This window comes from Hymenobacter chitinivorans DSM 11115, assembly GCF_002797555.1.
In the GTDB taxonomy this organism is placed as follows: Bacteria; Bacteroidota; Bacteroidia; order Cytophagales; family Hymenobacteraceae; genus Hymenobacter; species Hymenobacter chitinivorans.
Genome location: NZ_PGFA01000001.1, coordinates 1,147,479 through 1,165,230 on the forward strand (window position 1 = coordinate 1,147,479; position 17,752 = coordinate 1,165,230).

The following is a 17,752-nucleotide window of genomic DNA, read 5'->3' on the forward strand; positions in this document are numbered from 1 at the left end:
ACGGCAAATAAGCGGCCCGGCCCACTTGCTGCCTCCTGCTACCCGCCCGGCCGTGGCGCGAAAAGTCGTGCAACCCGCCCGGGAGGCCCGGCTTTTTTGCTTTGCGGCCACCCGCAACCAGGGCTCGGGAAATTATTTTTAGTTGCGCTGTAACCTTCCGCCCGGGCCGCAGTGTCTCCGCCCACTACTGCCCGCCTTCACTGCCGCCCAACCCTGAGCGGGACCCGGCCTTGTACTACCTGCTGTCCCCGCCTGCACCGCGCCGATTTTCGGCTGCCGGGCTCCGCCTGGCCCTTGCTGTTCGCGCCCTTATTCTGCCAAAACCCTTTAGTTATGCCCTGTACTGCTACACTGCGCCGTCTGCTGCTCGGTTTGTGCGTTCTGCTCACCCTTCCGGCCCGGGCCCAGACCACTCCGGGCGCCACGCCCATAGCGGCCACGGCCGCGCCCAAAAAGCAGCTCCAGGCCCAGCGCATCACCGAAGTCATCAAGCTCGACGGGGTGCTGGACGAGGCCGTGTGGCAGCAGGCCCCGGTGGCTACCGATTTTGTGCAGCAGCGGCCTAACCCCGGCGTGCCCGAGCGCCACAAAACCGAGGTGCGGGTCCTCTACGACGATGCCAACCTCTACGTGGGAGCCATCATGCACGACATTTCGCCCGACTCCATTCTGCGGGAAATGACGGCCCGGGACCAGTTTGGCAACTCCGACCTGTTCAGCATTTTCCTCGACACCTACCACGACCAGCTCAACGGCTATAACTTCACCGTGACGCCCGCCGGCGTGCAGCTCGACGCCCGCTACTCGCCCGCCGGGGGCGAGGACTTCAACTGGAACGCCGTCTGGGATGCCCGCACCACCCAGCGCGGCACCGACTGGGTGGCCGAAATGCGGATTCCCTACTCGGCCATCCGCTTCAGCAAGGCGCCCGAGCAGCTCTGGGGGCTCAACTTTGCCCGGCAGCGCAAGCGCGACAACGCCCAATACTTCTGGAACGAAGTCAAACCCGCCGTCAATGGCTTCGTGAACCAGTGGGGCGAGCTGCGCGGCATCCGGGACGTGCAGCCCCCGCTGCGCTTGTCTTTGACGCCCTACATTTCGGGCTACGTAAACCACAACCCCTTGAATGCCGAGGGCACGCGCCGCACCACGACCAGCTTCAACGGCGGGGCCGACATTAAGTGGGGCATCAACGAGAGCTTCACCCTGGACGCCACCTTGGTGCCCGACTTCGGGCAGGTGCAGAGCGACAACCAGGTGCTGAACTTGTCCCCGTTTGAGGTGCAGTTTGCCGAAAACCGGCAGTTCTTTACCGAGGGCACCGAGCTCTTCAGCAAAGGCAACCTGTTCTACTCCCGCCGGGTGGGGGCCACGCCCATCGGCTTCTATGACGTAGAGGCCGGCGCCAACGAGAAAATCGTGCGCAACCCCGCGGAAAGCCAGCTGCTGAACGCCACCAAGGTATCGGGCCGCACGAGCAAGGGGCTGGGCGTGGGCGTGTTCAACGCCGTGTCCAGGGAGATGCACGCCACCATTCGCAACACCGAGACGGGGCAGGAGCGGGAAGTAATGACCCAGCCGCTGAGCAACTACAGCATTGCCGTGCTCGACCAAAGCCTGAAAAACAACTCCTACGTCTCGCTCATCAACACCAACGTAACCCGGGCCGGCCGCACCTACGACGCCAACGTGACGGGCGGCCTGTTTCGCTTCAACGACCAGAAAAACGCTTACGCCCTCGACGGCAGCGTGGTGTACTCGCGGCGGCGCGGGCAGGGGTTTGGCAACGATGAGCCCATCAACGACCAGGACGGCTACAAGTACACGGTGGGCGTGGGCAAAATCAGCGGCAACTTCACCTGGGACCTGAACCACCGCATCGAGTCGGACTCCTACAACCCCAACGACCTGGGCATTCTGTTCGGCAACAACAATATTACCCAGTCGGCCAGCGTGGCGTACCGCAAGTACCAGCCGTTCTGGAAAGTGAACAACATGGCCTTTTTCGGGCAGATTGGCCATTCGCTGCTCTACAAACCGACGCGTTACCAGAGCCTGTATTTCTACAACGGCTTCAACACGACCTTTACCAAGAGCTTTCTGCAAATCGGCTACGACCTGCAGTACAACGCCAAAACCCACGACTTTTTCGAGCCCCGGACCGAGCGGCTGGGCGAGTACTTCGTGCGGGTGCCGGCCTACACCGATTTTGTAGCTTTCGTCAATTCTGACACCCGCAAGCAGTTTTCCTACGGCCTCAATGCCGGCGTGCAGTACTACGCCCAGGATGGCGGGCAGCCTGGGCGGCCGCGGCGCACCCGCTACAGCTTCGGGGCCTACCCGCGCTACCGCGTCAACAACCACCTGACCTTCCGCTACAGCCTCGACTGGAGCCAGAACCACAACCAGATTGGCTACGTCAACGGCGGGCTGAGTGACGATGAGCCGCTGGACCAGCCGTTTCGGGGCCAGATTCTGCTGGGCCGCCGCGACGTGAGCACCGTCTCCAACGTGCTGTCGGTGGCTTACACGTTCACCAACCGCATGTCGTTTACGCTGCGCACCCGGCACTACACCAGCACCGTGCGCTACCAGGATTTCACCACCCTGCAGCCCGGCGGCCCGGAAACGCCGGCTGATTACCAGCGCCGCCGCGACAACACCTACAACGCCTTCAACGTGGACGCGGTGTATTCCTGGTGGTTTGCGCCCGGCTCCCAGATCAGCGTGGTCTGGAAAAATGCCAACAGCCCCAACATCCAGGCCAACGAGTTTACCCCGCTTTACTTCCGCAACCTGACCAACACCATCAACACGCCCCACAATAATTCCCTCTCGGTGAAGGTGCTGTATTATCTGGATTACCTGGCCTTCCGCAAGCGCCGAGCTTAGGATGAATGAGTGAATGAGTGAATGAGTGAGTTGTGCGGGCGTCCTTCAATGTCACCTGTCATCCCGAACGGAGCAAAGCGGAGTGAAGGACCTGCCTCCCCTTGGCGACAAGCCCGAGTAAATGAGTAAAGCCCTTTGCTGCGTGTTGGTAAAGGGCTTTACTCATTGGGTCAATCTTCGGTGAGCTAGGGGAGGAAGGTCTTTCACTGCGTTCAGGATGACAGGTGAGGACTAGACGGACTACATAAAAGCAACTGAAACGGGCATCGGTGCAGTTGGCTACCTTTGAACTCCCATCCGCCCTGGGTACCCGCTCCGCTGGTGCCACCCACTACCCACCCGTTTCTTGGAACCTGCCCCCCGCCAGCCCCGCCCCTGGATTCTGCCCGTTCTTGTTTTCGCCCAGTTTGCCGGCACCTCGCTCTGGTTTGCCGGCAACAGCGTGCTGCCCGACTTACTCCGTCGCCCGGGCCTGCAGGGCGCTAGTCTGGGCGGGGTGGTGTCGGCGGTGCAGCTGGGCTTTATTGCCGGCACGCTGGTCTTTGCCCTGCTCACGCTGGCCGACCGGGTGCCGCCGGCCCGTCTGTTTCTGCTCAGCGCCCTGCTCGGTAGCCTGACCAACCTGGGCTTGCTCTGGCCCGAATTATCCGCGGCGGGGCTGCTGGGGCTGCGCTTTGCCACGGGTTTGTGTTTGGCCGGAATTTACCCGGTGGGCATGAAAATAGCGGCCGACTACTACGCCGGGGGGCTGGGCAAGGCGCTGGGGTTTCTGGTGGGGGCGCTGGTGCTGGGCACGGCCTTGCCCCACGGTCTGCGCTGGCTCGGAACCGGGCTGCCCTGGGCGGCGGTGGTGCTGGCCACCTCGGGCCTGGCCGCGGGTGGTGGAATCCTGCTCTGGCTGCTGGTGCCCAACGGTCCGTTTCGGCGGCCCGGCAGCCGGCTGGAGCCCGGGGCCGTGCGCGGTATCTGGCAGCACCCGCCGTTTCGGGCCGCGGCCCTGGGCTACTTCGGGCATATGTGGGAGCTTTACACGTTCTGGGCCTTCGTGCCGCTGCTGCTGACCGTGTATCGACAATTACACCCTGGGCCAGCTGAGCTGCCGGCTGGCTTGGCCTTTGGGGTCATTGCCAGCGGAGCCCTGGCCTGCGTGGGCAGTGGCTATTTGGCCCAGCGCTGGGGTTCCCTGCGGCCCGCCCGGCTGGCATTGTGGGTGTCCGGCGCGTGCTGCGTGCTGAGCCCGGTGCTGCTCCAGTTGCCGCCGTTTCTCTTTATAGCCGCTGTGCTGGTCTGGGGCCTGGCCGTGGTGGCCGATTCGCCGCAGTTTTCGGCTCTGGTGGCCCAGCAGGCCCCGACGGCCATCAAGGGCACGGCCCTCACGCTGGTCACCTGCCTGGGCTTTGCCCTGACCATTGTGAGCCTGCAACTATTTGGGGCCTTGCAAAGCGTGGTGGCTGGGCAATATCTGTTTCTGCTGCTGGCTCCGGGGCCGGTGCTGGGGCTGTGGGCTACGCGCAAAACAGCTGCCTCCGCCTAGAAACTACTTATTGGCCGTGGCTGACCTTGGCAACCTGGTAAGTGGCCGCGTTGAGTAGGACAACGAAGGTGCCCCCCTCGTAGCCCCAGGGCAAGGTGCCGCTGATGCACCAGTAGCCGTCCACCAAGTAGGCTTCGTACGGTCGTTGCGCAATAATATTCTTCCGGCCAAACTCCCGAAACGCCACTTTTTCGGCTACGGCAAGCGCCGTGGCCGTGTCGGGCGCTGCGGCCGAGGCACCGGCCAGCTTCGGCAGTCGGGCTTGAGCTACGCGCTGCCGGGCCACCTCCTCGCCGAGCACGAGGCGGCCCCGAAAACGTTGGGCGGGAGCCGGGAAGGCGACTAGGCTAAATAAGGCTACTGCCAGCGCGAGAGAATTGGTCATGAGAGTAATTATGCCGGCGCTCATTTGCCGTGCGTTACTTGGAGTACTTGGCTGTCCTTGGCATTCAGAATAATTTCGAAAACGCCGCCGTCACAGCCATTCGGTAACGTGCCGCTGACGTACCAGAACCCATCAATCAGGTAGGCCTCGTAAGGCCGCTGCCGAACGATGTTGTCCTTGCCGTAAATTCGGAACAGCAGGGGCTCGACTACCGTAACGGCCGTGGCTTGGTCGGGAAGCAGTACTGCTTGCAAGCCGGGCTTTGTGCGCAATACGGCCTACACATGCTTCCGGGCCGCCGCTTCTCCGGCTACCGAGCGGCCCTGGAAGCTTTGGGCCGAGGAAGTGAAGGGCGCCAGCAAGAGCAAAGCAGCCAGAGGAGCAAAGTATATGGTCATGTATGCGAGAGCAACAGCTAATAGTAGCGCGAACTGTCTAGCGGGCCCGAACGACAGTCGTTGATTCAGCGTAGGCTGCGCGAACTACAACCGGAGGTCGGCGCAGCTAAAGTACGCGCTACTACTGCGGCTTACGGTAAAAATACTCCTGCGCACCCTGCTCACCTTGCTGGCGGCGCTGGGCTTCCTGGGCGCGCAGCTCTACCCGCCGGATTTTGCCGCTGATGGTCTTGGGCAGCTCCGGCACAAACTCCAGAATCCGGGGCATCTTGTAGGGTGACAGCTGGGTGCGGCAGTAAGCAAACAGCTCGGCGGCCAAGCCTTCCCCGGCCGCCGAATCGGGGTGCAGAATGATGTAGGCTTTGATTTCGTGACCTTTGATGGGATGGGGGGAGCCCACCACGGCGGCTTCCACCACGGCCGGATGCTCTACCAGGGCGCTTTCCACTTCGAAAGGGCCCACGCGGTAGTCCGAGGACTTGATAACGTCGTCGTCGCGGCCTACGAACCAGAGGTAGCCGTCGGGGGTGCGGTAGGCTTTGTCGCCGGTGTAGTAGAGGCCGTGGCGAAACACGCTGGCCCCGCGCTCCGGCTCCCCGAAGTACTCCTTGAAAATGCCGTTGGGCCGGCCCGTATCCAGGCGCACGGCAATGTGACCCTCCTCGGTGTCGGGCAGCACGCGGCCTTCGTCGTCGGCAATAACCACCTCGTAGAGAAACGAAGGCTGGCCCATGGAGCCCAGCTGCACCCGGCGGCCGGGCAAATTATACACCATGGCCGTGCTTTCGGTTTGCCCGTACCCGTCCCGAATCAGCCGGCCGGTGCCGCGCTGCCAGGCCTCAATTACCTCCGGATTCAGCGGCTCGCCGGCGCTGACGCACTCCCGGAAGTGAAACTGGTACTGGGTCAGATCTTCCAGAATGAGCAGGCGCAGCACCGTGGGCGGGGCGCAGAACGTGGTGACGCCGTACTCGGCCAGGGCCCGCAGCAGGGGCGGGGCGGCGAATTTGCCGGTTTGGCGGTACACGAGCAACGTGGCGCCCACGCTCAGGGGCGCGAAAAAGCTGCTCCAGGCAAACTTGGCCCAGCCGGCCTGGGAGATGTTGCAGTGAATATCCGAGGAGTTAACCCCAATCCAGGCGGCGGTGCTCAGGTGGCCCACCGGGTAGGAAAAGTGGGTGTGGGTCACAATTTTGGGCAGGCCCGTAGTGCCCGAGGTGAAGAACAAAAACAGCGGGTCGTCGGCGCGGGTGGGGGCCGGCTCGGCGGCGGCCACCGCCGCATCAGCGGCCGGGAAGCTCACCCAGCCGGGGCGCTGGTCGGGGCCGACCAACATCTTCAACTGGATTTTCTGGCCGTGCAGCGCTTCGGCCTGGTCAATTTTTTCGGCATTTTCGGCGTCGGCAATGACTACGGTGGGCAGCAACCGGCTGAAGCGGTAGGCCAGGTCGGGCACGGCCATGATGGTGGCCGTCGGAATCAGGACTTGCCCGCCCTTGATGCCGGCCAGGTAAGTCAGCCACAGCTCGGGCACCACCGGCACCATCAGCAGCACGGCCTGCCCGGCTTGGACCTGCTGCCCGCGCCAGAAACCCAGCAGGCGGTTGGCTTGGGCACTGAGCTCGGCGTAAGTGAAGCGCTGCTCCGTGCCGTCGTCCCCGACCAGCACCAGGGCTTCCTTATCGGGCGTGCGGGCCGCGTGCAGGCCTTCGAAAATGTCGGTGGTCCAGTTGAAAAACTCGGGCTTGGGCACGGGCAGCCGAGCCAATTCGTCGTAGTGGCCGGCCTCCGTGAGGCGCTGAAACTGCTGGAAGTAGTCTTGCATGGGGTGGGCAGAAGAGGCGGGACAGAAGGGGACATACGGCGGCCGCACCGCCCGAGGCCGAAACCCGGGCGGCCGAATTCACGGCGCGCCGCGGTGCTGGTGCAAGAAAAGAAAAGCCTGGAATCTGGCCGGGCCCCGGCGCGGCGGCCGGTCGTTTTTGGGCTTTTAACCACAGAGCCGAAACGCCGGGCACCGGCGTCTACCTGCAGCCCTGGCTCTACACCGGCTTTCCGTGCCCCCGCCGCCCGAGGCCCGTGACTTTAGGCCGGGTTCCGGGGAGTGTGGCGCAAACCCGGCCCCGAACCCGTATACTTGCCCCATGAGCCTCGACCCCGCCACCTTCTTTCACCACGCCGCCGACGAGGAGAAAACCACCGTTTACACCCAGACGCCCGACGGCGACCTGGAGCCCCACGACGCGCTGCTCATTGCCCAGACCCACCGCCAGCGCCTGTTCGTGACCCTGGAAACGCGCCGCCGCTACGTGACCTACACCTTCCTAGACGACTCCTCGGACGAGGTCGAGCTGGACTTCGTGCAGGATTACGAAGAGGTGGAAGACCTGCTGGAAGACGCCGGCCTTTTCGGCCGCCACGACGGGGAAGTGGGGATTCTCTACCACAACCTGCTGTTCCTGCTCATGAACCCGTAAGCGGCCCGCGGCCGTTTGCCCCGAGTATGCTGCGCTGGATTGACATTCTGACTTTTGCCAAGTACGGCAACCCCGAACCGCTCCGGCGGGTGGAAAAAACCGCGCCGGAGTGGGCCGCCCAGCTCACGCCCGCCCAGTTTCGGGTGCTGCGGGAGCACCACACCGAGCCGCCCTACCGCAACGCCTACTGCCGCAGCTACGAGCCCGGCTGCTACGAGTGCGCCGGCTGCCACAGCCCGCTGTTCGATTCCAGCACGAAGTACTACGCCATATCCGGCTGGCCCAGCTTTACCCAGCCGGTGGCCCGGCAGGCCATCAGCTACCACTTCGACGACACGTACAACATGCAGCGGGTGGAAGTACGCTGCAACGGGTGCGGCGGTCACCTGGGCCACGTCTTCCCCGACGGGCCCGCCCCGGCCGGGCTGCGCTACTGCATCAACTCCGAGAGCTTGGTGCGGGTGGGTGAACCGGCGGCTTAATCGAAGGGCGCTACCGACAGGATTTTGTAGGCGCCCCGCTTTTTGGCAATGACCAGCTTCATGTTGGCGGCGCAGTACACGGTGGAAGCGGCCACGAACCCGCGGGTTTTTCCGTCGGCCGTTTGCACTAGGAGCCAGTCGTCGGTTTGGGCCGGTAAGGTGGAATCGGAGGCGGCTACCAGCAGGGGATACCGCAGCGCCGCCCGAACCGGACTTTGCGCACCAGGCCGTGCGTGCACTTCGACCCGGCCGGTTAGCCCGACGTAGGTTGAGTAGGGGTCCACGTCTTCATCGGCCTGGATATTTTTCCAGTACCGGGTCGACTGGAAGTAGGGAAAGGCGTAGCTCGGGGCGTGGGGCGCCAGCTCCTGGTCGGGGTCATCCGGGGCGCCGCCCAGCTGCAGGGCCCGGCGGATGCCGCCGTAGCCGTTGGTGTCCGGGTCGTTCAGGTAGGCCGCGAATTCCTTTTTGCCGTGCACCCCGCCCCCGTAGGAAATAACGATGTTGTCGTCGGCCGCGGCCAGTAACTGCTCGCGCTGCCGCCGCTGCGCGTAGCCCATTAGCTGCCGGACAAACGCTGCCAGGGCCGGATCGGCGGCCGTTACGTCGGCCGGCGGCTCGAGGGAAACGGCGGCCGCCGCGGCGGCGGCGGGCGTTGAATCCAGGGGGACCTGCGCGGCGGTAGGCGGGGTGGCGGGCGTTGAATCCGGGGTGGCCGCAGGCAACGTGGATGAGTGCGGCGGCGCGGGCGTAGTGGCGGGCGGCGAATCCGGCTGGCAGGCCGTTACGAGCAAAACGCCCCACCCCAAGAATTTTACGGAAAGATGCATGGCGAAATATAGCGGCTTAGCGGCAGCGGCAAGCTGCCCCGGCCGCTAAGCCGCCGGTTGCCCAGCGTTGACCGTCTGACCGTTACCCCTCTTCCCGAATGCACTGCTGCAGGGCGTCCGTAAACTGGTCGATTTCCTGCACCGTGTTGAAATAACCCAACGAAATGCGCAGCACTCCCTTCAAACCCAACGACTTCATCAGGGGCTGGGCGCTGAGCTCTCCGGCCCGCAGGGCAATGCCGGTGTGCTCGTTAAACCAGCTTTCGGCCTTTGTGGCCTCGATGCCCTCCAGCGTAAAAGACACCAGCGGCTCTTTTTCCGGGGCCGTGCCGACGATGCGCACCCGCTCCAGGGGCTCCAACTGTTCCTGGGCGTAGTGCAGCAGGCTTTCCTCGTACTGCTGGATTTTGGCGCGGCCAATGCCGTTGAGGTAGTCGATGACGGCCCCGAAGCCGATGATTTCCACAAAAGCCGGGGTGCCGCCCTCGAAGCGCTTGGGCGGGTCCTGAAACGTGGACTCGGTGGTGGAAACGCGGCGCGCGATGCTGACTTTGTCCACCATTTCCTCGCCCAGCTGGTAGGGCGGTAATTTTTTGAGCCACTTCTGCCGACCGTACAGCACGCCCACGCCGCTGGGGCCGCCCATCTTGTGGGCCGAGAAGGTATAGAAGTCGCAGCCCAGCTCCCGCATATCCACCGGCATGTGGGGCGCGGCCTGGGCCCCGTCCACGAACACGGCAATGTTGCCCCTCTTGTGGGCCAGGGCCACAATTTGCTGGATGGGGTTGATGGTGCCCAGCACGTGGGAAGAGTGCTCCACGGCAATCAGGCGGGTTTTGTCGGTAATGGCGTCGGCCAGCTGGTTGAGGTCAATTTCGCCCGAGCCGGTGATGGGCAGCACTTTCAGCAGGGCCTTGGTTTGGTGGCAGGCCAGCTCCCAGGGCAGGTAGTTGGAGTGGTGGGCCATCATGGTCACGATAACCTCGTCGCCTTCCTGCAGCAGGGCCCGTTCGAAGCCGGTAGCCACCAGGTTGATGCCCTCGGTGCAGCCCCGCACGAAGACGATTTCCTCCTTGGACGCGTTGAGCAAATCGGCCACCTGCTGGCGGGTGTGCTCCAGCTGCCCGGTAATGGCCTGGCTCATCGGGTGTTTCTCGTGGGGCTTGGCGTACTGCTCCAAGTAAAGCTGCTGGATTCGCTCGACCAGCACCCGGGGCTTGTGGCAGGAGGCGGCCGTGTCCAGGTACATCAGCGGCTGCCCGTTGACCTGCTGCTGCAGGGCCGGAAAGTCGCGGCGAATTTGGTCGAGGGGGTAGCCCTGGGCGAGAATTTGCTGTACGGTATCCAGGGTGGCGGAAGCGTGGGTGGTGGGCATGGGCAAGGGCGTTTGGTAGCGGAAAGCAGCGTGGAACTACAGGCTGGTTTATACGTGAGCTTCCGCCAGCTCAAGGGCCGGATAACTACTCAATTCGCTCCGTACAAGCCCGCATTGGGGCTGAATTAATCCGGAGAGAAAAACCGCAGAATAGGCGCACCGCTGAGTTTTTTTGCCTCGGTTTCGGATGCCGGACCGCCGCTTGCGTATTTAATGGCTCCATATCCACGCACCGCCTTTCCCGCTGCATGACCACCACCCCGCCCATTCCTCCCGTTTCCTCTTCCCCTGATTTTACCGGCTTCGTGCGCGTGCGCGGCGCCCGGGAACACAACCTCAAAAACGTCGACGTCGATATTCCCCGCGACGCGCTGGTGGTCTTTACTGGCGTCTCGGGCTCGGGCAAGTCGAGTCTGGCCTTTGGCACGCTCTACGCCGAGGCCCAGCGCCGCTACCTCGAATCCGTGTCGCCCTACGCCCGGCGGCTGTTTCACCAGATGGCCGTGCCCGAAGTGGATAGCATCGACGGGCTGCCGCCGGCCGTAGCCTTGCAGCAGCAGCGCGGCACGCCCACCACCCGCTCGTCGGTGGGCTCGGTCACGACGCTGTCGAACCTGCTGCGCATGCTGTATTCGCGGGCCGGCGACTATCCCGCGGGCCAGGGCATTGTCTACGCCGAAGGGTTTTCGCCCAACACGCCCGAGGGCGCCTGCCCGCAGTGCCACGGGCTGGGCCGGATTTACGAAGTGACGGAGCAAACCATGGTGCCCGACCCCACGCTCACCATCCGGGAACGGGCCATTGCGGCCTGGCCCCAGGCCTGGGGCGGGCAAAACCAGCGCGACATCCTCGTAACCCTGGGCTACGACGTGGACACGCCCTGGCAGGATTTGCCCCAGAAAGACCGGGACTGGATTCTCTTTACCGACGAGCAGCCGGTGGTGCCGGTGTACCCCGGCTACTCGCCCCAGGAAACGCAGCGGGCCCTCAAGCGCAAGGAGCCGCCAAACTACATGGGCACCTTTACTGGGGTGAAGCGCCACGTGCTCCACACCTTTGCCACGACCCAAAGCCCGCTGATGAAAAAGCGGGCCTTGCAGTACATGCTCAGCACCGAGTGCCCCACCTGCCAGGGCAAGCGCCTGCGCCCCGAGTCGCTGGCCGTCAAATTCGCCGGCCTCGATATTGCCGATATGGCCCGGCTGCCGCTCAAGCGGGTGGCGGCGTTGCTCAAACCCTACGCCGACGGCACTGCCGCGGGCCGCAAAAAGCACGACGCGGCCCACCCCGAGCAAACCATCGTGGCCCAGCGCATTGCCGAAGACCTCTGCGCCCGCCTCACCGTGCTGCTCGACCTGGGACTGGGCTACTTAGCCTTGGAACGCAGCACGCCCACCTTGTCGCCGGGTGAATTGCAGCGCCTGCGCCTGGCTACCCAGCTGTACTCCAACCTCTTCGGCGTGGTTTACGTGCTGGATGAGCCCTCGGCCGGCCTGCACCCTTCCGATACCGAAGCCCTGCTCAACGCCCTGCACACCTTGAAAAAGGCTGGCAACTCCCTCTTCGTGGTGGAGCACAACCTGGACGTGGTGCGCCAGGCCGACTGGCTCGTGGATGTGGGCCCGGCCGCCGGGGAGCAGGGCGGGGAGGTGCTCTACAGCGGCGTGCCGAGTGGTTTGGCCCAGGTCGAGTCATCCCAAACCAAGCGTTATCTATTCAATGAAACTGCCGCCGAAGTCCGCGTCCCGCGCCAACCCAGCGGCTGGCTCAAGCTGCAGGGCGTCACGCGCAACAACCTCAGCAACCTGGCCGTGGAGTTTCCGCTGGGCGTGTTTACCACCGTCACGGGCGTATCGGGCTCGGGCAAGTCGAGCCTGGTGAGCCAGGTGCTGGTGGAGCTGGTGGCGGAAAGCCTGGGCCAAACCGTGGACGCCGAGGAAGAAGAAACCGACCCGCTGGAGCAGGCCGCCCCGACCCAGACCGGGGGCCGGATTGTGGCCGGCATGGAGCAGATCAAGCGCCTGGTGCGCGTGGACCAGAAGCCCATCGGCCGCACGCCCCGCTCGAATATGGCCACCTACACCGGCCTGTTCGACCACGTGCGCAAGCTGTTTGCGGCCACACCCGCGGCCAAGAAGCGGCGCTACGACGCCGGCCGGTTTTCCTTTAACGTGGCGAAGGGCCGCTGCGAGAACTGCCAGGGCGAAGGCTTCGTGATGGTAGAGCTGCTGTTCTTGCCCAGCGTGTACGCGCCCTGTCCGGTGTGCCAGGGGGCCCGCTACAACGCCAAAACCCTGGAAATAACTTACCGGGATAAGAACGTGGCCGAGGTGTTGGGCCTGACCGTGGACGATGCCTGGGCCTTTTTCGCCGACGAGCCCACGATTCACCGGGCCCTGACGGTGCTCCGGGAAGTGGGTCTGGGCTACCTGCGCCTGGGCCAGCCCGCCACTGAGCTCAGCGGGGGCGAGGCCCAGCGTATCAAGCTGGCCACCGAGCTGCAGCGGGCCCAGCGCGGCAACTCGCTCTACATCCTCGACGAGCCCACCACCGGCCTGCACCCCTCCGACGTGGAAAAGCTCCTTACCCAGCTCGACGGCCTGGTCGAAGCCGGCAACACGGTCATCGTCGTGGAGCACGACATGCGCGTGGTGGCCGGCTCCGACTGGGTCCTGGACATTGGGCCCGGGGCCGGCGACGAAGGCGGCCGGATTGTGGCTCAGGGTCCGCCCGCGGCCGTGGCCAAGGTCCGGGAAAGCCGCACGGCCCCCTATCTGAAGCGGTTTCAGGGGCGGTAAAAGTGAAGAGTGGCCGCTAGGGAGTAGGTGGTCGTTCTAAAAGTCGGGCGCTGGCGCAGGTAGAATTCTTACTGCTAAGCAGTTAGCCGGCGGGTAGGGCGGGCCTGAAAGTCTGGGTGCATGCAAAAGTGGGGTGGTGCCCAGACGGGCTGCCGCTACTTTGGGGCCTTGCTCACCCTTCCTGACTGCTCTGATGCTGCGCTATTTGCCCCTTACCCTCGTTTATTGCCGGCTGCTGCTGGGCTTGGTCGTGCTCGGCCTCTGCGGCGGGGCTGCTGCCACAACGGCGCTGCGCCAGCTGCTGGCCGCGCTGGTGGTTCTGGGCCTGGTTTCCGATATTTTCGACGGCATCATTGCCCGGCGCCTGGGCGTGGCTACTCCCGCGCTGCGCCGCCTCGATTCGAGCGTGGATACCCTGTTCTGGCTCTGCGTGCTGGCGGGCGTGGTGCTGCTCTGCCCGCGCTTTTTGCCCGAGCACGCCCTGTGGATCAGCGTGGTGCTGGCCCTGGAGGCACTGACGTACGTGGTAAGCTACCTGCGCTTCCGCAAGGAAATTGCCCTGCACACGCTCAGCGCCAAGCTCTGGACCCTGGTGCTGACGGCCCTGCTGCTGGAGCTGATCCTGAGTGGCCACACCAGCTGGCTGTTCGGGGCCTGCGTGGGCCTGGGCGTGCTGAGCCGGCTCGAAATCATCGGTATCTTGTGTACCCTGCGCACCTGGGCCACCGACGTGCCTTCGCTCTACCACGCCTGGCAGGTGCGCCGCGGCCGGCCCCTGCGGCGGCATCCGCTCTTCAACGGCTAAGGCCCGGCGAAGCTCAGTCAGCCACAGCCCTAGCCCCCGCCGTGGCCGTACAACGGCCGTCAGGCCGGTTCAGGCCTCGTTCCAACCGCTTTTGTGCTATGCTGCCGCCCTTTATTGAAGAGTTTTTTCGCAACCCCGCCACCGTGGGCTCCCTGGTGCCCAGCTCCCGCGAGCTGACCGAGCAGGTCATGGCGCCCATCGACTTTGCCACGGCCCGCTGCATCGTGGAGTACGGGCCCGGTACGGGCGTTTTTACCGACATCCTCATGGCCCGGCGCCGCCCCGGAACGGCCATTGTACTTATCGAAGTCAGCCGCCGGTTTTGCCAGCTGCTGCAGGAGCGCTACGCCGCCCACCCCCACGTGCACGTCATCCACGGTTCGGCCGATAAAACGGGGGAATATCTGCGGCCCTTGGGCATCGGGCAGGTCGACTACGTGGTGTGCGGGCTGCCGTTTCGGTCGTTGTCGCGCCGCCTGGGCTGGCGCATTCTGGAGCACACCCGGGCTTTGCTCCAGCCCGCCGGCAAGCTCGTGCTGTTTCAATACACGTTGCAGAACGTCCGGCTGTTCGAGCGGTTTTTTCGGCCTTTGCAGCAGGAGCGGGTACTACTCAACCTGCCCCCGGCCTACGTGCTGACCTACGCGCCCAAGCCCGAAGCGGCCCCCGAAACCGTGGCCTAGCCCGCGCTGGTGGCCACCCGGTACTCGGGGTCTTCCAGAATGTTGACCTCAATCAGGGCGCCGGCGTTGCGCAGCAGCTGCCGGCAGTCGGGGCTGAGGTGGCGCAGGTGCAGGGTTTTGCCCAGGCGCTGGTACCGCTCGGTGAGCTTGTGCAGGGCGTCGATGCCCGACATGTCGGCCACGCGGCTGTCGCGGAAATCAAGGACGACGGTGGCCGGGTCCTGCTGCACGTCGAACTTCTCGGTAAAGGCCTGTACCGAGCCAAAGAACAGCGGACCGTAGAGCTCGTAATGTTTCACGCCGGCGTCGTCCAGGTACTTGCGGGCCCGGATGCGCTTGGCGTTTTCCCAGGCAAAGGCCAGCGCCGACACCACCACGCCCAGCAGCACGGCCAGGGCCAGGTTCTGGGAAATGGCCGTTACCAGGGTCACGAGCAGCATCACCAGCACGTCGGTGCGCGGCATGCGGCGCAGAATCCGCAGGCTGGCCCATTCGAAAGTGCCAATAACAACCATGAACATCACGCCCACCAGGGCCGCCAGCGGCAGCCGCTCAATGATGGGCGCGCCCACCACCACGAACAAGGCCAGGGCTACGGCCGCCACCACACCCGACAGCCGCCCCCGCCCCCGCGACTCCAGGTTGACCATTGTTTGCCCGATCATGGCGCAGCCGCCCATGCCGCCACTCAGGCCGGAGGCAATGTTGGCCAGGCCCTGGGCCACGCAGTCCTGGTTGCCCCGGCCCCGGGTATCGGTCATTTCATCCACTACGGTCAGCGTCAGCAGGCTTTCGGTCAGGCCCACCAGGGCCATAATCAGGGCGTAGGGAAATACCAGCGCCAGCGTGGCCCCGGTAAGCGGCACCTGGGGCCAGTGCAGCTGGGGCAGGCCGCCGGCAATGGAGGCAATATCCCCCACGGACTTGGTGTCGAGCCCACCCCCGATAACCAGGGCCGAGACTACCACAATGGCGGCCAGCGAAGCCGGCACGGCCTTGGTAAGCTTGGGCAGAAAGTACACTATGGCCATCGTCAGGGCTACCAGGCCCAGCATCAGTAGCAGGGGTGGGCCTGTCAGCCAACGGCTGGTGCCGGGGGCCTTAAACTGTTCGAGCTGAGCCATAAAGATAATCAGGGCCAGGCCGTTGACGAAGCCATACACCACCGGCTGGGGCACGAGGCGGATAAACTTGCCGAAGCGCAGCAAGCCAATGATTACCTGCAGCAGGCCCATCAGCAGCACGGCCGCAAACAGGTACTCGGCCCCGTGCTGCACCACCAGGCTCACGATGACCACCGCCACCGAGCCGGCCGCGCCGGAAATCATGCCGGGCCGGCCGCCGAAAAGGCTGGTGATAAGGCAAATGACGAAAGCCGAGCCGATGCCGACCAGCGGGCTGATATGGGCCAGCAACGCAAAAGCCACCACTTCGGGCACCAGGGCCAGAGCCGTGGTCAGGCCGGCCAGAATTTCATTTTTGGGATTAACTCCATACTGCGCCAGGTACGACCGCAGTGAGAAAGTAGCAAGCATAAGCAGCTGAGTAAGAGGCCAAAGAAAAGCCGCGCACTCTCGGTTGAAAGCGGCGGCACGGAGGAAGCGGGCCAGTACTCAGGGTGGGGTGAGCGTAAAAGCAGCAGTGGAGCAGTACGGCATAAGGCCGCGCAAAAGTACGCAGCCCGGACCAAACGGCTGGTAAGCGGGCCACCTCAGCCGGGGCGGCAAACCAAGGTCCCGGCCGGTATTGCTCAGTAGAAAGCAATACCGGCCGGGACCAGCTCAACCCCCGGAACGCCGCGCGAGCCGGCTTTATTCGACCTGCACCCGCACGGTGCTACGCAGTCCGGCCGGGGTGGTAGCTTCCACCAGGTAGAGGCCGGCGCTTAGGCCTTGCAGCACCGGCGTGGGCTGGCCCGAAACGGCCGCCGCAGTGGCCATCTGCCGCCCCAGCAGGTCACGGACCACCACTTGCAGGGCCTGCCGCTCCCCGGGCAATACCAGCGTCAGCTGGCCGGCCGTGGTGGGGTTGGGGTAGGCCTGCAGGGCCCCGGCGCGGGCCTGGGCCGGGCGCACCCCGGTAATGGTGCTCAGGTTGTCTTCGCCCGAAAACCAGATGCTAAACCAGTTGCGCAGCGTGCTGAAAGTAGCGTCGGTGTGGTAGAGCAGCAGAGCCGGCTGGGACGAATTTTCGCGGTAGAAAGCCGTCTGGTACACGTCCTGACGCTGGCCTTGCTCCATCTGCAGGGCCTGCAGCACCGCGGCCGGAGCGGGCTGGCCCTGAAGGTAAGCACTGTCAATTTCCTGGCGGTGAGTGCGCACCATCAAGGCCGGGAAAGCCGCGCTGCCGCCTGTCGGCTTGGGCAGCTGCAGGGTGCCGTAGCCCACCACCTCGTCGGTTTGGATGACCGTGTAGTGCACCAGGCGTACCCGGACTGCGTTCAGGCCCAGCTCCCGCAGCGTAATTTCCGGAAACATCCGCTCGTAGGCACTGCTCCGGCTGTTGGTGGTGGCCGTCAGGGGCAGGGGAGTGCGGTAATTGTAGTCGGTTTCCGTTTGGGCCGGTACCCGCAGAAAGTTGCCGGGGGTGCCATTCGTGCTCGGCAGGGCAAATTGCTGCTCATCAAAAGTTTGACCCAGCAGGCGCCGGCCATCGGCCCTGACGTCCTCGTAAACCTCGCCCGTAAAACTGTGCCACAGGCCGTGCTGCGGCAGGGCCAACCGCTCGGGAGTGGTGGTGGCCAGGGCGTAGCGGCGCTGCGCCGTCGGGAAGGGGCCGGCGGCCGGCGGCGCCTGGTAGGTTTGCTCCAACGCGGCCGAGTCGGCCGTCAGGCTGCTGTAGTCCCACACGCGGCCCGCGCCGGGCTGCGGCAACACGAAGCCCGGGTGCGAAACGCCGTGCGCGGGCCGATACCGGTCTACCGCCGTGGGGCTGGCCGGGAAGTTGGCGGGCGTGAGCGTGATGGAGCCCGTTTGGGCCGTGGCCGTCAGGCCGTTCAATAAGGCTCCGAGCAGGGCCAAGGGTAGTAAATACTTCATCGAAAGAAATGAATAAGGCGAAAATCAATAAGTGCCGACTCCGCATCGGCCCACG

General features: G+C 64.5%; 14 protein-coding genes. 7 read left to right on the forward strand and 7 right to left on the reverse strand.

Features of this window, described 5'->3' with window-relative positions; genetic code table 11:
• Positions 1 to 333 precede the first annotated feature (333 nt).
• Positions 334 to 2,892, forward strand: a complete 2,559-nt coding sequence (locus CLV45_RS04825; protein ID WP_100335256.1) for a DUF5916 domain-containing protein — start codon at positions 334 to 336, stop codon at positions 2,890 to 2,892.
• A gap of 346 nt (positions 2,893 to 3,238) precedes the next feature.
• The gene (locus CLV45_RS04830) at positions 3,239 to 4,426 is read left to right on the forward strand and encodes an MFS transporter (RefSeq protein ID WP_100335257.1); all 1,188 of its coding nucleotides are present in this window, start codon (positions 3,239 to 3,241) and stop codon (positions 4,424 to 4,426) included.
• 7 nt (positions 4,427 to 4,433) lie between these two features.
• Here the strand turns inward: CLV45_RS04830 and CLV45_RS04835 are convergent, their stop codons facing one another.
• The 3 genes from CLV45_RS04835 to CLV45_RS04845 form a co-directional block, all read right to left on the reverse strand.
• The gene (locus CLV45_RS04835) at positions 4,434 to 4,811 is read right to left on the reverse strand and encodes an NTF2 fold immunity protein (RefSeq protein WP_157807295.1); all 378 of its coding nucleotides are present in this window, start codon (positions 4,809 to 4,811) and stop codon (positions 4,434 to 4,436) included.
• 20 nt (positions 4,812 to 4,831) lie between these two features.
• Positions 4,832 to 5,065, reverse strand: coding sequence for a YbbC/YhhH family protein (locus CLV45_RS04840; RefSeq protein ID WP_157807296.1), 234 nt, complete (start codon positions 5,063 to 5,065; stop codon positions 4,832 to 4,834).
• 265 nt (positions 5,066 to 5,330) lie between these two features.
• Positions 5,331 to 7,034, reverse strand: coding sequence for an acyl-CoA synthetase (locus tag CLV45_RS04845; protein ID WP_100335260.1), 1,704 nt, complete (start codon positions 7,032 to 7,034; stop codon positions 5,331 to 5,333).
• Between the two features lie 319 nt (positions 7,035 to 7,353).
• Between CLV45_RS04845 and CLV45_RS04850 the strand changes: the two genes are divergently transcribed.
• Positions 7,354 to 7,686, forward strand: coding sequence for a hypothetical protein (locus tag CLV45_RS04850; protein ID WP_100335261.1), 333 nt, complete (start codon positions 7,354 to 7,356; stop codon positions 7,684 to 7,686).
• A gap of 26 nt (positions 7,687 to 7,712) precedes the next feature.
• Complete coding sequence (msrB, locus tag CLV45_RS04855) at positions 7,713 to 8,168, forward strand: peptide-methionine (R)-S-oxide reductase MsrB (RefSeq protein WP_100335262.1); 456 nt, start codon at positions 7,713 to 7,715, stop codon at positions 8,166 to 8,168.
• On the opposite strand, the gene CLV45_RS04860 is transcribed toward msrB, so the two are convergent.
• The gene (locus CLV45_RS04860; protein WP_157807297.1) at positions 8,165 to 8,998 is read right to left on the reverse strand and encodes a hypothetical protein; all 834 of its coding nucleotides are present in this window, start codon (positions 8,996 to 8,998) and stop codon (positions 8,165 to 8,167) included. The two genes, msrB and CLV45_RS04860, sit on opposite strands and share 4 nt — an antisense overlap.
• An 82-nt stretch (positions 8,999 to 9,080) precedes the next feature.
• A complete protein-coding gene (locus CLV45_RS04865; protein ID WP_100335264.1) occupies positions 9,081 to 10,373 on the reverse strand; it encodes an aminotransferase class V-fold PLP-dependent enzyme in 1,293 nt (430 codons plus the stop codon).
• A gap of 248 nt (positions 10,374 to 10,621) precedes the next feature.
• On the opposite strand from CLV45_RS04865, the gene uvrA reads away from it, so the two are divergent.
• The 3 genes from uvrA (at position 10,622) to CLV45_RS04880 (ending at position 14,659) form a co-directional block, all read left to right on the forward strand.
• Positions 10,622 to 13,171, forward strand: a complete 2,550-nt coding sequence (gene uvrA, locus CLV45_RS04870) for an excinuclease ABC subunit UvrA (RefSeq protein ID WP_100335265.1) — start codon at positions 10,622 to 10,624, stop codon at positions 13,169 to 13,171.
• 193 nt (positions 13,172 to 13,364) lie between these two features.
• Positions 13,365 to 13,976 carry a CDP-alcohol phosphatidyltransferase family protein gene (locus CLV45_RS04875; protein WP_100335266.1) on the forward strand — a complete coding sequence of 204 codons (612 nt, stop codon included), beginning with the start codon at positions 13,365 to 13,367 and terminating at the stop codon, positions 13,974 to 13,976.
• Positions 13,977 to 14,074: 98 nt separating this feature from the next.
• A complete protein-coding gene (locus tag CLV45_RS04880; protein ID WP_100335267.1) occupies positions 14,075 to 14,659 on the forward strand; it encodes a class I SAM-dependent methyltransferase in 585 nt (194 codons plus the stop codon).
• On the opposite strand, the gene CLV45_RS04885 is transcribed toward CLV45_RS04880, so the two are convergent.
• Positions 14,656 to 16,194 (reverse strand): SulP family inorganic anion transporter, encoded by a 1,539-nt coding sequence (locus CLV45_RS04885; RefSeq protein WP_100335268.1) that lies wholly within the window; start codon positions 16,192 to 16,194, stop codon positions 14,656 to 14,658. The two genes, CLV45_RS04880 and CLV45_RS04885, sit on opposite strands and share 4 nt — an antisense overlap.
• Before the next feature lie 276 nt (positions 16,195 to 16,470).
• Positions 16,471 to 17,697, reverse strand: coding sequence for a T9SS type A sorting domain-containing protein (locus tag CLV45_RS04890; protein WP_100335269.1), 1,227 nt, complete (start codon positions 17,695 to 17,697; stop codon positions 16,471 to 16,473).
• Positions 17,698 to 17,752 lie beyond the last annotated feature (55 nt).

Coding starts and splice junctions, on each gene's coding strand:
- CLV45_RS04825 (WP_100335256.1), top strand. CDS start 334: ATGCCCTGTACTGCTACACTGCGCCGTCTGCTGCTCGGTTTGTGCGTT.
- CLV45_RS04835 (WP_157807295.1), bottom strand. CDS start 4,811: ATGACCAATTCTCTCGCGCTGGCAGTAGCCTTATTTAGCCTAGTCGCC.
- CLV45_RS04845 (WP_100335260.1), bottom strand. CDS start 7,034: ATGCAAGACTACTTCCAGCAGTTTCAGCGCCTCACGGAGGCCGGCCAC.
- CLV45_RS04850 (WP_100335261.1), top strand. CDS start 7,354: ATGAGCCTCGACCCCGCCACCTTCTTTCACCACGCCGCCGACGAGGAG.
- msrB (WP_100335262.1), top strand. CDS start 7,713: ATGCTGCGCTGGATTGACATTCTGACTTTTGCCAAGTACGGCAACCCC.
- CLV45_RS04860 (WP_157807297.1), bottom strand. CDS start 8,998: ATGCATCTTTCCGTAAAATTCTTGGGGTGGGGCGTTTTGCTCGTAACG.
- CLV45_RS04865 (WP_100335264.1), bottom strand. CDS start 10,373: ATGCCCACCACCCACGCTTCCGCCACCCTGGATACCGTACAGCAAATT.
- uvrA (WP_100335265.1), top strand. CDS start 10,622: ATGACCACCACCCCGCCCATTCCTCCCGTTTCCTCTTCCCCTGATTTT.
- CLV45_RS04875 (WP_100335266.1), top strand. CDS start 13,365: ATGCTGCGCTATTTGCCCCTTACCCTCGTTTATTGCCGGCTGCTGCTG.
- CLV45_RS04880 (WP_100335267.1), top strand. CDS start 14,075: ATGCTGCCGCCCTTTATTGAAGAGTTTTTTCGCAACCCCGCCACCGTG.
- CLV45_RS04885 (WP_100335268.1), bottom strand. CDS start 16,194: ATGCTTGCTACTTTCTCACTGCGGTCGTACCTGGCGCAGTATGGAGTT.
- CLV45_RS04890 (WP_100335269.1), bottom strand. CDS start 17,697: ATGAAGTATTTACTACCCTTGGCCCTGCTCGGAGCCTTATTGAACGGC.